Here is a 14,274-nt window from a genome sequence, read left to right as displayed (position 1 = left end):
TTAGGTCAAATCCTTAAATTGCGCGGTAGCGACAGGCTGTTTGAACGGCCCGAACACTCTGCTTGATAGTGAAAGTAGAACGACATTAAGTCCTTAAGCTCCGTCTCGGACAAGATAATAGCCTTGTATCTTAACACGTTGCCGCTCAAACCAACACAGTTGAATTTTGAGTTTTTTGCTAAATGGCTGTTGCACCAGAAACGTTCAAACACTTGTTAAAAAACCAGAATCAGAAGTTGCCTCCAGAAACTCGAAAGGAAGCAACGTCCCGCTCTGCCGACACTCGACAGGCGAAAATGCTGCACACTGGGTCGAACGGCCGGAATGACGGGCCGCAGCGCGGAATCTGAGATGACGATGGACGGCAGCTCCGGGCCGTTCACGACGTAGCCAACCTTAGCCGCCCAACAATTCCTCGATGAAATCCCCCCGCGCATCCAACACAGCCTCCCATTCCTTCGGCACAACAGCTTCCCGCTCGAGCGTCTCGGGCTCAGGCTGGTTGCGCCCGGCCTCCAACGCCATCACGCTCATCGCGCGCGCCTCGCGGCGCTGCGAACGATCCCGAACAGGCGCGCGTTCGACCCGCTTGTCTGTCCCGCCCACACCGGCATCGTCACCACTCTCGCCACCCCAAGGCCCCACGCCCTGCACGCTCGGCGGATAGGGGAATGGCTTACCCTCCTGGCGGGCGAGCATGTCCTTGAAGAAGGGATCGTCGTAATACTTGATCCGGCTCGCCTTGATCGGGTGCTGCGGCGAGGCGAGGATGATGACCTCGTCGGGGTCCATCAGGCGCGCTTCGGTCTCGGAAAGCAGCGGTCGCTCTTCCAGCCGCGCCGAGGTCGACGTCGCGCCCAGGAAGCCCTTATTGCGGCCATACATCCGTGTCACCGCCTCGCGGGTCGTGCTGCCGACGGCCGCCGAGACCTCCTTCACGGTGCGCTGGTCGCGTGGGGTGATGTAGAGTTTCAGCCCTGCCCCGTTCTCGAGGCTTTCGCGGCCCTCGGGTCCGTAGATCCGGTCAAGCGAAGCCAGAGACTGCGCAATCATCGCAACCCGGCCGCCGTAGCTCGCCAGTGAATGGATCGCGCGTTCGAGATAGGGCATGGCCCCCATCTGCTGGAATTCGTCGATCATCATCATGACCGGCCAGGGCTCATCCGGGCCCGGTTCGTTGAGGCGGATCGAGGCGATGAGGTCGGCGAACATCAGGCGCAGGAGCGGGGCGAGGGTCGCGATGTGATCCTCGGAGACAGCGATATAGAGCGACTGCGGGGTCTTGCGGAAGGTCGAAAAATCAAAATCACTCGCCTCGGTGGCCGAGCGGACCGCCGGGTTGTCCCATTGCTTGAGACCGGCGGTCATCAGCGCCTGGATGTTCGAGGTCAACAGCCGCGATGAGGCCGAGGCGGCGTTGGTCCAGAGCTCGCGCAAGATGTCTTCCTCGGCCTCGTCGGCATAGGTCTTGTACTGGGCGTTCTTGTATTCCCCTCCTGCGACGATCTTGTTCACCTCGCCAAGGTTCGGGGTGCCGCGTTGGATCGCCAGCAGGCAGGCCGCGACGAAGATCGACTTGCCCGCCTCCGAAAAGGTATCGAGCGTCTTGTTGTCCTTGTCGAGGAAGAGGTCGGCGAGGATCGAGACCTCGGTAAAACGCTGCGCGAAGCTCGGGGCCTTCGCGATCCGGGCGAGCGGGTTGTAGCGATGCGTGGCATTGGCCCAATCAAACGGGCTGAAGCGATAGACCTCGTCGCCCTTCAGCGCCCGGAGCCGCGCGGTCTTCTCGAAGTTCTCACCCTTCACGTCTAGCACCACGACCGATCCCGCGAAGCTCAGGAGGTTCGGGATCACGAAGCCGACGCCCTTACCAGCGCGGGTCGGGGCCACCATCATCACATGCGGGATGGTCGTCGAGGAGATGAACTCCGCCTTCGAGGCCGGGGCACCAAGCTTGCCGCAGACGAAGCCCTTACCGGGGGCCTGCAGCATGTCGTTCTTCTTCAGCTCCGCCTTGGTCTGCCAATGGGCCGATCCGTAGTCGTCGCGCTCTTTCTTCCAGGTCCAAGCCAGCGCGAGCGCGCCGAGGCCGATGGCTCCGAAACCGACGGCGCCGAAGCCCACCTTGAAAGCTTCGGGATGTGCCGCGCGCGTGCCGGCGCTGGCCTTCCAGAGCGCCAACATGTCGAAGCTGCCAAAGCCGGTTTTCAGGGCCAGGGTCAGGTAGAAGGCGGCGACGATGGTGCCGATGACGGCGCCGCAGATCACTCCGAAGAGGAGCGCGGCCCAAAGGGGAAGTGTCTTGGTCATGGTGGTCATCTCCCCTTTAGAATTCCATCTCGTCGTCGAGTCCGCGGTCTAGTGTTTTGTTTCGGGCAAGATCACGCCCCAACTCCTGCTCCTCCTGCTGGCCGCGCAGCCGCGCGACCTCGGTCGCCTTGTCCTGCTGCAACCCGGCGGCGCGGTCGGTGAAGACCTGGTCGCCGGTCTCCTCGAAGGTCATCTCCAGGAACTCCTGCGTGACGGTGATCTGGTCGAGCTTGCTCGGCAGGGCCACGTCCAGCACCTCGTAGTTGCCGCGACGGAGTTCGGCCAAGCCCTCCTCCCCCAATTCCTTGAAGAGCTCGGATTGCAGGGTCCGCTCGACGGTCTCTTCCTGATCCTCGGTGAGATTGCCATCGCGCAGCATGTCGGCGAGCTCCTGCAGATAGGGATTGGGCGTCCGATCATCCTCGTCGATGAGCGGCAGCGTCGCCTCCTCCTCGTCCGCGAGGGTCCGGCCGATCTCGACGCCAAGTTCCTTGGCGCGTTCCATCAGCGCGTCCATCACCCCGTCGACCTTTTCGAGCGCGGCGTCGAGCTGGTCGTCACTCGCGGTCTCCACGCTCAGGCCGTCCTTGGCCAGCACCGCGTTCATGTCCCGCTCGACCCAGTCCTGCGCCATGCCGTAGTTGCGCGTGCCGCCCGCCGCGATCCGGGCCACCAGCTCCTCGCTGTCCATGCCTGCCTCCTCGGCGCGCTCAAGAACGTCGCGCAGCCCTTCGTCATTACCGGACTTAAGCGCGGCGATCAGCACTTCGCTGCCCGCCCCCGGCGGATAGGGTTCTTCGAGCTGCTTGCCAAAGCGCGCGCGCAGGTCCGGATCCGGCACCATCTGCGAAAGGTCCGCGATGATCGGCGCAGCCTTGGCTTCAAAAGCGGCGCGCTCGGCCGGGTCCAGTTCCTCGGCTTTGAGCCTCAGCGCCTCGATCGTGCGCTCGGAATAGTCGATCGCATCACCGACGGTCTTGATGTCCTTCATGTCTATCTCTCCTTCGGTGAAGTTCCACGGCGTGCCCGAGCCAAGCCCGTCCGCCATGCCGCGCACGGCGCGCGCCATATGACGCTGGTCCATCCGGTCCAGCAGGTCGGCGAGGTTCTTGTAGTCCTTGGCGAAGCCCACCACCTGCGCCTGCGCGATGGCGGATTCCTGGGCCGTCATGACGATCTCGCGCGGCAGACGGGCCTCTTCTTTGGCGCGGTAGATCTCTTCGATGCCGGCGGGCTTCTCGAAGATGCCGCGCTCGAGCCGGGTGGTGGCGTCGAGCATCACGCCGTAGCGTTCCGCGATTTCGGCTTGCTTCTCGCGCATCAGCTGCGGCGACATCACGCCTTCTGCCCAACACGAAAACCAGGTGCCCTTCTCGACACCGCGATTGTTCAGGATGATATGCGCATGCTTGTGCGCGCGGTCGTCATGGACCGCGAGGACATAGTCCCACTGATCGCCGTATTCGCCGCTCTCGAAGAAATGCTCCGTCCAGTCCATGGCGATGTCGCGCACCTGGTCGACCGTCACGTCGGTCGGGAACGAGAGCAGCATGTGCGAGGTGAACCCGAGCTTGGTCGAGCCGCGCCAGGTCCCGGCCCAGTCCTCGATGATGTCCTCTTTCTGCTCATCCGTGAGAACAGCCGCATCGGTCAGCGCGTTGGTCATTGTCGAGTAGGTGTAGACCGCCTTGTCATTGATGTAGGAGAGCTGTGCCCCCAGCGAAGCACGCGTCTTGCAGCCTCCCGCCCGGATCCGTTTGAACACCGCCGCGCGGCTCTGGCCCGACCCCGCCTTCAGTGCGTTGCGCGCCGACATGGATCCAACGCGCGCGAAACTGCGACCCTGCCGACGGCCCGCCAGCCGCGCGTCGATCCGCGCCGCGGCCTGGCCCCGGATGCGCTCATCCTCCCAGAGCCGGCCCATGACCGAGGTGTAGAGGGCGAGAGGGTCAGCCATTGCGCACCAGCCTCAATCCGCTCCCGATCGCGCGCGGGTCATTCTCCAGAACCGCGCCCTCCGTCCCCTGCCCTTCTTCCTTTTGCGGCCACTCCTGATGACGCAGCGCCTGCGCCGCATCCTTCATTCGGCCCATCTCACGGCTAATGGACTGCGCCAGATCGAGCAGTTCGATCAGCACCGCGCGATCCGCCTCCGAGACCTCCAGCCGACCACGATGGACCGCCTTGGCGAGCGCCAATCCGGCGTCGCTCACATCCTTCGTTTGACGCCATGCGGCGCAGAATTCGGCGACCAGATCACGGGGTATATCAAGGAACCCGCACCGCCCGCGCAGCACCGCATTGAGCGCCTGGGATCGGTTGGCATAGCCCCGTTCGCGCCACTCGACATCAAACGCTTCAAGCTCGGATCGGCTGGCCCGGAAGGCGACCGTTTCGCTCGGGTCCCGCACCGCGATCCCCTCGCCCGCCCCCTCTTTCGCGAGCCGGTTCACGTGGCGCGGAGAGATGCCAAACGCCGCCGCCAGCGCCTTCGCGCTCTCGCCTGCAGCAAAGCGCCGCGCCACTTCGATGCGCTCTTCAAGCTTCAGGTTTTTCGCTGGCCTCGGCACTACGGCGTTCTCCCGCTTCCAGGAAAAGGATGCATGTGCAGACGCCCGCGAGGCAGCGATTGCTCGCAATCGCGTTCGTGTGCGGCGGAGCATTCAGCTTTGCGGGAAACGCCCATGACAGACCCCTCGGACAAAATGTGCAAACATTGGCCATATCCTGCCAACGTCTTCTTTCTCTCCTTCGCTTATACTTCAATACATCACATTGCGCAATATTACGTTTTGCATGTTGTGTCTTTTTGCGGGAAATGAGGTGTACTCAAGACCGCTGCGCAGCGCGGCATGGAACGGGCGCAGTCCACAATGATGCGCGGCAATCAGGTCAAAAAACTCTGCTGAAACTGTTGCCCAATCAGCAGGTGCCGACAGGCAAATCGAGCGCCCGAGCCGGTCACGGATCGGGCGCTAGGAACACGAATACGGCCCGCGCGAGATAGCGCGGGTCACACCCTCTGAGGGCATCAGGAAGCTATTGATAGACGGCGTCAGACCCCTGCGGATCCGAAGACCCGCAGGGGTGTCTGGGTCAGTGACCCAGTCCCTGATTGCGCAGGTCGTCGTAGCGGCTGCGGGCGATCAGCGCCTCGGTCTCGAGGCTGTCGAGGGTCTCTGGATGGGCGTCTTCATCAAAGGCGGCGAGGTAGGCCTCGAAGGCCATGTCGGCTTGCAGCTCGGCGAGGTCGATGGATTGTTCGAGTGTCATGGTGTGATCCTTTCCGTTGATCGTCGTTGGACGGATCGTGGAAAAGACCGGGGGCGTGAGAGCGGGCTGCACCCGGCACGGGGCGGAATGAAATGGAGCACGCCGGGGGCAGGTTTGTTGTGAGCGGTGCACCGCAGCGCTCAAGGCGCAGCCGTCCAGAAACCTGCCCCAGGCGTTGCCGACCGCTCGACCCCGGGCTAGCGATCCCTAAGGCCAACAGGTCGACGGAAAGGCGCGCGGCGGTGACCCTGACGTGAGACGTTGCCCCGGGATGCATGACGTTGATTTGCGATTTCGTTGCCTGTGGCACTGGGCGAGTTCGCAGCCCCAGGGAGCTTCACAAAGACGACCCAGGCACGGGTTGCTCGACTGAGAGAAGGGGTGCGCTTGCCTCGCTCAGTGGGCTCCCAGTTCTCGCTGCTGACTTTCGGTTCCGACTCGGGTTCGCGCGATGCATGTTGTCACTGAACTGAAAGATCGAAGCCGCGTCCGCGACCTATCCGGTCTGACGACCCGCCTCGGCGTCCGCGTCCGAAATATTCGGCGTTCTTCGGACATCGGCTTTTTGGCCTGCCCATCAGGCGCACCCAAGAACGAGAAATAGCCAGACCGCCGAAGCGGTCTGGCCCTTGGCTCAGGCGGCGTCTTTGGGCCCCCAGGGGATGACGGCCTGCAGGGACAAGTCGTCCTGGTTCGCGGCCTTGCCGAGGTTGGCGTTGAAGCCGTGGTCGCGGATGGTCAGCGTGTAGTAGTCGGCGCCGGTCTCCTTGTTCTGCTTCTTCCAGATGCCGCCGCACTCGACCAGCTTGCCGCGCGGGGAGCGGCCGAGGACGCGGTGCGTGGGGGCCATCGGGTTCGTGCTCGCGACGGGTTCGACCGTGATGTCGAGGTCGAAGGTCAGGGTCGAGATGGAGCCGACGCCCTTGGCGGTTTCGATGTCGGCGCTGGTGAATTTGATGCAGTTCGTGGTCATTGCTCTTCTCCTTGTTTGCGTTGCAATGATGGTCACCTTGCAGCTGGCCAAGGCCCGGCCACACCGAAGGCGAAGCGCAGCGGAGAGGGGCAGGCGCCGATCTTTTTGCCTCGCGAGGAATGACCCGCAGGGGCAGGGGAAAAAGATCGGCGACAACCTTTGTGGACGGGACGACAGCTGCGACCAGCATGTCATGCAACTCAGACATCGGGAGAAGTGCGGTGGCCGCGAAGGAAAGTGGGTGAACAGCCGAGGGAGATACCGCGGGGGGCGGTGTCTTCTCTGCCCTCTAACCGCGAGCCTTAGCCGGAAGGGTTCGCGCTTTGCCGGGCCTTGCCTAACGTGGCGCGATCGATCGCATCCATGGCAATCTGGTCGAGTGCGGTGTCATCTGGTTGAGCGATTTCAAGCAAACCGTCGAAGCAACGATACCGTGCTCGGCTCACCCGGATTTCGAACGGAACCTCTACGGCAGCCCAATCATTTGCGGTTTCTTGCATCGCGCTGATCACCGGCCCTCTGACAGCTACAGCCAAAACACCCCGCGCTCATCGAACATCGTCTGCGGTCAAGGATGGCAGAACAGCATGTCCGGCAAAGCGAGGACTAACACCGGCTGAGGCGCGGTGGACGAGACCATTAAGGCAACCCGCCCCGCCCCAGCGACCGTTACCGAATGGCCGAGATGAAGCGTTGCCACGACAATGCGACGGCTGGCCGGGCTGGCTCCGGAGGAGACTGCACCGCCAGCGGCACGTCGCAGGGAGAGGCGGCGTTTCAGCTCGGGGAGGCCGGCTGCGTGCAGCCGGCCGAGTAGGGCGCGGTCCTGGCCAAAGGGCAGGAGGGGCCAAAATCATGAAAACCTAAACTTTGCACATCACAAAAACCTAAACACCGCTCAAAACTCACGGCAGTCCGCGACAAAGATGGGATCGATTTAAAAGCCGGTTTGACGTGTTTCTTTTTGCTCACCATTGGTATGCAATCAGGCATGAAGCTGAACCTTCTGGTGATTACAATGACGCCAAAAACAAGCAGCGAGACCCACCTCACTCAGGGCACCTATTGGCCTGATCTTGAAGATCCATCAGACGAGCTAATAGGTGATCGAAAGCGATGGCGTTTGACTGAAGCAGTCCCGCTTCCAGCATTTTCCGGTAGTCTTGGGCGAGTGCCTCCAAGGCTTCACCCTCTGGGATCAGGCAAAGCGACCCTGAGACCGCATCGGCATAGCTAATCGTCGCACCCGCACGATCGGTTTCGCGGAAAAAGTGCTGCTTGTGCTTTGCAACATGTTGAGCAAGCGTCTTATCCTCCAGCGCCCGTGCAGCGATACCCACAGCCTGCAGACGATCAAGATCGTACCAGTGACGCACATAACGGTCGCCGCCTCGAAACGTGCCCCGCAAGCAATAGGCATGAATAGCTGTAGCTTTTTCCCAAAACGTCCGTTCGGCCATCATCACACGAGGCGTGGCGACGGGCATGAGCAACTCAGGTAGTGCTTGGGAGAGATCACAAACCACTTCGTGACGTTGCGCCGGCTCTCCTGTGGACCTGGCACCAAATTCCAACAAGACTGAGGATCGAACATATCCGCTACCGCTGCGCACCGCGTCGTAGTTCAGATAGATCTTGTCACCTTCTACACGGATTTCTGCCGGGAGCGCCGCTGCCTTGACCTTGTCCGACAAAATGGGGGCCACTTTTGACGCCACCCACTCGCCCAAGCGATCCCGAACGGCTTCCGTCCATTTCTGAGCTTGCGAGCGGCTTGGCGGATATGGATCTTCGGGATCCTTGATCAGATCGGGAATGATCTGCCTGATGTCATATGTCAGGTCGACATCTTCTGAGAACCGGTCAATCGCCTTATAGACCTTGGAGAGCGACGTTCCTCCCTTGAACACCAGGTGTTCGCCAAGATCACTGTCGAACAAGGCGTTAAGGACCCAAACGACCCAGATATCCTTTTCCAACAGGTCTGCAGGCCGCCCCAATTTCGAGGCGGCCACTTCAAGCGCGTCGATCTTGTCTTCGCGCGACAGCGAAAAATAGGTTTGGCTTTCGGTCATTGCAATGACGCAAGCGCGCTAAGTTCCTTTGCCATCCAGGTCGGCGCAGAGGCGCGAAGGCTCAGAAGCTCCCGCTGTTCCTCGTCGTTCAACGTCGCTTTGATGCGCCTCAAAGCATGAGCAGCTTCGGACTTGCCGACATAGGCAAGCGCCCGAAAGGCGTGCCCGACACGACTGTTGGGCGCACGAAGCTGCCAGCTCGGCACATGTTTAAGCTCGACGCTTTGCGCTCCGAGCTTCAGATGACGGCTCGGCCCGGAAGTCCAAAAAACTTGACGGGATGGGTTCTGCGTCGAGATGCCGAGCAGGTTCGCTGCCGACGCTCCGCTTTGCGACACGCGCTCACCTGTTGATTTCGCAATGTGCTCAACCACGGCCTGAACCGAGGGCGCCCGGCTGCCGAAGCGGGTTTTAACAGGCAACGCGAACAATCCTCTCCTCACACGCAGAAGCTCCCCCCGCCGAACCAACCGTGACAACGCCTGGTCGACTGCTGCACGCTCTCCGAGGTGCAACAACTCCCGCGCCGACAGGGTCGCACCCTCCGGCAGCGCTTCAGCATAGGTCTTGATCGCTTGAGATGTGGTTAGCATGTTCGCCTCCAAGTGTCAGATATATAGCTTAGTTTCTGACACTTTTCAAGCTGAAGCTTCCCCGGATCAGTCTAGCCTAGGGCCAGATCGAACCATTAGGACACATTCTCCGAAGCTCTGAGGCAAAAAGAGGAGATCAATGGCGAGGAGAAATCATGACCAATTGGGTTCGCGCGGCACGGCCGAAACTGGCATTTTTGACATATGATTTCACTTAATAAGTTCGCACGATCCGGACGCCGGAGCCATCGTTTACCAGCTCATAGTCCCGTCTCGACAAGTCTATGTCAGATTCGCCAGGCACCGAGGCGCTCCGAGCGATCTGAAAGCCTGCGGGATCCAGCCAGATAATGCCATCAGGAGTAGGCAATGGCCGAACCGCATACCGACTTAGTTTCCCTTCCACTTCGGTAAAGCTTGCACCGACTGTCCTAGGCGGTACCGCGACTTGATCCGGCTTAGGCAATGACCTGTACCATTCGAGAAAGAGCTGCGGGTCGATCAAGTCCTCATCGGATATCGGCTTACCTCGTTGAACCAGCCATAAGTCATAATCCACACGTCGTGCTGCACCTTCGTCCCGTGTTCCGACGATCCCCTGGGCGAGCGAGAAGGCGACAAACGGATCCAGTGTTCCCCAACGCAAAAGTTCGCGGAACCAGAAACCGATCCATGGCAAGCCGCTAGTCGCCCGCCAAGTGTCTAGACTCGGCACCTCAAGTTCGTCCGCACCCGCATTCCACGCTTCTGCGACGGCTGCGCCCACCGCCACACCGAGACGAAATTCCAGATTGTTCGCGACGAAGCCCTGCCATCGCCTCAACTCCACCGGCGGTGGCGGCGGAGCACCTTCGCGTTGCAACCACCAGCCGGCGATCTCGTGCCATCGCCCGATTAGCGCGGCTTCCGTCGCGCCACGTGAAGTAAACCCGAACCCTCGACCGGTACGCACCAACTCCCCGATCTGCCAGAAAATCGTAAAGCGCGCCTCCGGAGTTCGCCGACCATAATCGGCTGCTTCCTTGAGGACAGCGTTGATCTGAGGCGACACCTGCTGGAACTGGCGACCGACATAGGGTGTGAAGCCGATTTGATAGAGGGTTCGCCGCTGAAACGGGTCGGGATAAAGACGTTCGACCACCGCTTGACCGCGTTTGATGAAGGCTGCCTCCATCCAACCCTCCACAGCAGTTGAGTATCGCGTGAAGGTCCGCTTCCACACACGGCTCAAAGCGGCTTCAAGCGACGCCGGGGCCAAGCCTTCCAGCTTCTCGATTTCGTCGACCGCAGCGATAATCACGCCATCGAGTTCATCAAGACTGTCACCTAACATGTCGAGCAGTGCTGGCGAACCCACGCCAAGATCAGTTCCGACCTCCTCCGGCATCGTCTGCTCAAGGAAATTGTGTAGATCGGCCACGGTTCGCAGTCCAAGGTGATCCCGCAATTTTGTCCAGATCGACGCCAGCAAAGTCTGCAACGGCGCATAGACCACGAGATCGGCCGACTCCTCGAGCGCCATTAGATGGAGCATCCGGTTGAGGTTTGCGACAAAAGCGTCACGTTGCCTACGCTGCTCGTCTTGTTTGCTGGCCGCCGTCGCGCTGTTCGACATTGGCACGCAGACCAGAGTAAGGCCTTCCATCGCTTCCGCCGCCCCGGGACGTCCTGCGCGCCCAGCGAGGTTCCGGAATTCGGAAGTAGGAATGATGTCGGTTACTGGCGCGCCATTAGTGCCGAATTCAACGATACGCTCTAAACTCGGAAGAATGATAAGATCGAAAGGTAGGTTGACCCCTTCGGTCAATGTCGCGGTGGCGACCGTGATCGGACACACCTGCTTATCAATCAGTTCAACCATTAAGCGCCGAAGCCGTTGCGGCATTTGACCATGGCTAGAGGCGATGCCGCGATCAAGTAGGCGGACTTCGCTTGACCCCTCGCCACAATAGTCGACACAGGCCGCGCGCGCCTCATCGAAGAGCCGACGCGCGTTCTCAGTTTTCGGCGTAAAGGGGGCGATTGTAGACCAGCCTGCCAGATCAAATGCCTCGGCATAGCGCCGCATTACGCGATCTGGACCCTGAGTAACTGACACAAGTATGCGTCGGCCGCTCGAGGCAAGATGCAACGCCGTCCACAGAGCGTGGATCTGCACATAATGATGCAGACTGTTCTTCACCCCTGCTGGCGGATCAGGCATCGGCGGCAAGCCGAGCGCAAGGAACACGGGCGCATCGCGTCCTCGAACATAGAGTGGCTGCCCGTTATTCAGTTCTAAAGTGATGAAAGGGGACTGTTTGGGGCGGCATTCCAGCACCCCGACAAGCTGACGGCTGCTTCGATAGCCGAGACCTACCGGGACAGCAGCGTCATTGCCCTCAATCCATCGCGATACTGGAGGTGCCGCGCCGCCAGCAACCGCAGTCAGCGCGATCCTCGCAATGTTTGGCTTGAGTACTAGGATACGAGATACCAAGCTTTCAAGTCGAATGGATCGATCGCCATGTGCCGCCAGGTCGCGCATTGTCTTAGGCGTCCCCGCCACCAACACCTGATGCGCCTCGTCGATGATGAGCAAAGCTAGACGATCAATTAGTAGCCTGCCAACATAGCGCATCAGCGCCTCGGCTTTCTCGACGGTGGCAATGAGAACCGTGGGCGTTTCCGTAGTTAGCCAGTTATCGGTGATACCCCAGTCCGTCCCTCCGTAGAGACCAGTGATCACGATGTTCTCGCCTCGGAATTCGGAACTGAGTTTCGCTTCGACCTCGCCTGCCAAGGCGCGCGACGGTACGAGGTAGAGGGCGAGCCGACCCGGCGCTCCGGGTTCGGGAGGCGTAAGTAGCAGCTCTTTAACGAGCGCGAGATTTGCAACCATCGTCTTGCCTGAGCCCGTTGGGGTGCAGAGAGCGAAGGCATTTCCATCCGTTAGTCGCTCGAGCCCCTTGATCTGCGAGGCCCACAATACTCCGCGTCCACGTCCAAATTGCTCGCGCGCAAAGCGGCGTAGCTGATTGGCCGCCGTTGGCGTGTCCTCAACGAGAGCTGCAGCACGTCGATGCAGACTATTCCGCACGAAGCGCTCGGCTGCTGCCAACACCAGGCGCAGCATCACCCATGTCTCATCATTGGCCCAACGTGTGGCGATATCGGCCAATGCTTTCAGCTTCTCTAGGGCGATTCCCGTTCGGGTCTGTTCGCCCCGCCGCAGACCTTCAGCCAACAAACCGAGCGAGCGGATGGTCTCTACGACGAGGTACCACGCGAGAGGACTGAAGGATACCTCACGAGGGGTATCCTGTTCCTCCGCACCCGATTCCTTGCTTGGCTCTGACATCGGTGGAAGAGATCCCCCGGCGCTGTCTTCGGCGGCATCCAGCAGGTGAGCGGAGCCATCTCGCCTCGTGAGCTCGAAATTTTCTTGCCAGAAGACCGCAATGCGCCTCAGGACAGAATCAAAGTCACAGGACAGGAATGCGACAATGATGCCGCCGGCACCGCCTACCTGAGAGCGCCGCAAAATTCCCGTTGCCATCGCTGGAAGCCCGGCTAGTTGATAGGCGCCTGCAGCAAGAACCTCTGTGGGAACCTCCAGTGTAACCTCATCGTGTGATCGCGAGAGCCATTCGAGCAATTCTCCTGCTCGGCGATAGCAGGATGCCGCCGCTTCGCTATCGGGGCCGTCAGTATCCTCGAAGATGCCAGCAGCATGTAACAGCCGCCGCGCGTCGCTGAACAGCTCGAGCGACTGACGTTGCGTCCAGGTCAGCGGCTGGACGCCCCAACTGTTTTGTATCGAGCGCACGAACAAGCGCGCTTGCTGGGCCGTTAGCGCATTTTCGATTGCGTGACCCGAGCGAAAGTTTTCCGCCAGTGCCCTCCGTTCCTCGTCAAGCTCCGCCATTGGTCTTCCAAAGTGATGCGTAGAGTCGCTCGATCATGTTCTCGCCGCCCGAGAGCACGATCTCGACGATCTGCAGCGGCCGCCCAGCCTTATAGTCCGCAGGAGGCTTCGCCGTCGGAAGCAGAGCGGTGCCGACCGCGCGCGTCGCCGCGCGATTGCCGGCGATCAACACCATATCAGTGCGCGACGGCCCAACATCCGTTAGGAGTGCCTGGTCTAGTGAAAAGATCGTGTGGGCATATCCATCGCGATCCTTGATCTTCAGGAGATCGCAGATCTGCTGAATTCCCTGAGGGATCAACAGGGCTGTGTTGATGTCGTTCCAGACGCCATTGTCGGCCCACACCCGCGCTACGCCTTTACCCTGGCCGTCGCCCTTCATGATCGTGTCGATCGTCGAGGCCGTTAGATCGGCGCGCCATTTCGCTTCCCCGGCGATAAACGCCAAAACGGTTCCGTCCGCAGCGAGTTCAAGGCCGATGAAGTCATTGCCAGGGCGTCCGTGCACTTCCCTGACCCGTGCTGGATCGCGCACGAGATCGAAGATGTATCGCGCGACCGGGGCATGCTCACGGAAAAGGAAGATCGGCACGCGCCATGTCTTGCCCCCGACTAGGCTGTAGTTTTCCGCTACGATCCCGCACATGACCTCACCGAAAAGGCCGCGGACCGTCTTTGGTGGGAGGCAATTGGGATAGATTGCATGATCTCCCCTTTCGCCATCTTCGGGATGAAGTGAAATCCGGGCGGCCGCATGAAACACCTCGCGTGCGTCCTGATGGGCCGACTCAAAATAGGGGCGCAGTTCAGCTATGTCAGCATGTCTGACGTCAGCACCTACCGGACAGATTTAGAGGTTTGAGCGACGGAGGATTTCTGGTTCATCGAAGCCATTATGGAGCGAAGATGGACAAGAAATCCGGAACATCGAAGGACGCCGCTGACAAGTTAGTCAGGGGTATCAAGCGCAAGACCCGCAAACATTACTCTGCCGAGGAGAAAATCAGGATCGTCCTGGCGGGTCTGCGGGGTGAAGAGAGCATCTCTGCGCTGTGTCGGCGCGAGGGGATTGCCGAGAGCCTGTACTATTCCTGGTCGAAGGAGTTTCTCGAGGCGGGGAAGTCCCGGCTGTCGGGCGACACG

At 60.6% G+C, this 14,274-nt stretch carries 11 protein-coding genes; 1 reads left to right on the top strand and 10 read right to left on the bottom strand.

Annotated elements, in window-relative coordinates:
* Positions 1-396 precede the first annotated feature (396 nt).
* The 10 genes from BLT75_RS21360 to BLT75_RS21315 form a co-directional block, all read right to left on the bottom strand.
* On the bottom strand, positions 397-2,310 hold the full coding sequence (locus BLT75_RS21360) for a type IV secretory system conjugative DNA transfer family protein (protein WP_093037118.1): 1,914 nt from the start codon (positions 2,308-2,310) through the stop codon (positions 397-399).
* 16 nt (positions 2,311-2,326) lie between these two features.
* On the bottom strand, positions 2,327-4,267 hold the full coding sequence (locus tag BLT75_RS21355; RefSeq protein WP_093036976.1) for a relaxase/mobilization nuclease domain-containing protein: 1,941 nt from the start codon (positions 4,265-4,267) through the stop codon (positions 2,327-2,329).
* Complete coding sequence (locus BLT75_RS21350; RefSeq protein WP_093036973.1) at positions 4,260-4,880, bottom strand: helix-turn-helix domain-containing protein; 621 nt, start codon at positions 4,878-4,880, stop codon at positions 4,260-4,262. The genes BLT75_RS21355 and BLT75_RS21350 overlap by 8 nt, the downstream gene beginning before the upstream one ends.
* Before the next feature lie 526 nt (positions 4,881-5,406).
* On the bottom strand, positions 5,407-5,583 hold the full coding sequence (locus tag BLT75_RS24510) for a hypothetical protein (RefSeq protein ID WP_176828165.1): 177 nt from the start codon (positions 5,581-5,583) through the stop codon (positions 5,407-5,409).
* A gap of 634 nt (positions 5,584-6,217) precedes the next feature.
* Positions 6,218-6,556 carry a DUF736 domain-containing protein gene (locus BLT75_RS21340; RefSeq protein ID WP_017470241.1) on the bottom strand — a complete coding sequence of 113 codons (339 nt, stop codon included), beginning with the start codon at positions 6,554-6,556 and terminating at the stop codon, positions 6,218-6,220.
* A gap of 302 nt (positions 6,557-6,858) precedes the next feature.
* Complete coding sequence (locus BLT75_RS24505; RefSeq protein WP_176828163.1) at positions 6,859-7,068, bottom strand: hypothetical protein; 210 nt, start codon at positions 7,066-7,068, stop codon at positions 6,859-6,861.
* A gap of 537 nt (positions 7,069-7,605) precedes the next feature.
* Entirely contained in the window at positions 7,606-8,631 is a 1,026-nt protein-coding gene (locus BLT75_RS21330; RefSeq protein WP_093036965.1) for a nucleotidyl transferase AbiEii/AbiGii toxin family protein, read from the bottom strand.
* Positions 8,628-9,224 carry a DUF6088 family protein gene (locus tag BLT75_RS21325; RefSeq protein ID WP_093036962.1) on the bottom strand — a complete coding sequence of 199 codons (597 nt, stop codon included), beginning with the start codon at positions 9,222-9,224 and terminating at the stop codon, positions 8,628-8,630. The genes BLT75_RS21330 and BLT75_RS21325 overlap by 4 nt, the downstream gene beginning before the upstream one ends.
* Positions 9,225-9,438: 214 nt before the next feature.
* Positions 9,439-13,131 (bottom strand): DEAD/DEAH box helicase, encoded by a 3,693-nt coding sequence (locus BLT75_RS21320; RefSeq protein WP_093036959.1) that lies wholly within the window; start codon positions 13,129-13,131, stop codon positions 9,439-9,441.
* Positions 13,118-13,894: a hypothetical protein gene (locus BLT75_RS21315; protein ID WP_093036956.1), complete on the bottom strand. Its 777-nt coding sequence runs from the start codon at positions 13,892-13,894 to the stop codon at positions 13,118-13,120. Before BLT75_RS21315 ends, BLT75_RS21320 begins: the two co-directional genes overlap by 14 nt.
* 143 nt (positions 13,895-14,037) lie before the next feature.
* Between BLT75_RS21315 and BLT75_RS21310 the strand changes: the two genes are divergently transcribed.
* Positions 14,038-14,274 (top strand): transposase (locus BLT75_RS21310; RefSeq protein ID WP_143028622.1); only part of this gene is annotated, 237 nt, incomplete at its 3' end.

Source organism: Ruegeria marina (genome assembly GCF_900101475.1).
In the GTDB taxonomy this organism is placed as follows: domain Bacteria; phylum Pseudomonadota; class Alphaproteobacteria; order Rhodobacterales; family Rhodobacteraceae; genus Ruegeria_B; species Ruegeria_B marina.
Note: the sequence above shows the minus strand (reverse complement) of the source record. Positions and strands in the feature narration are given on the sequence as shown.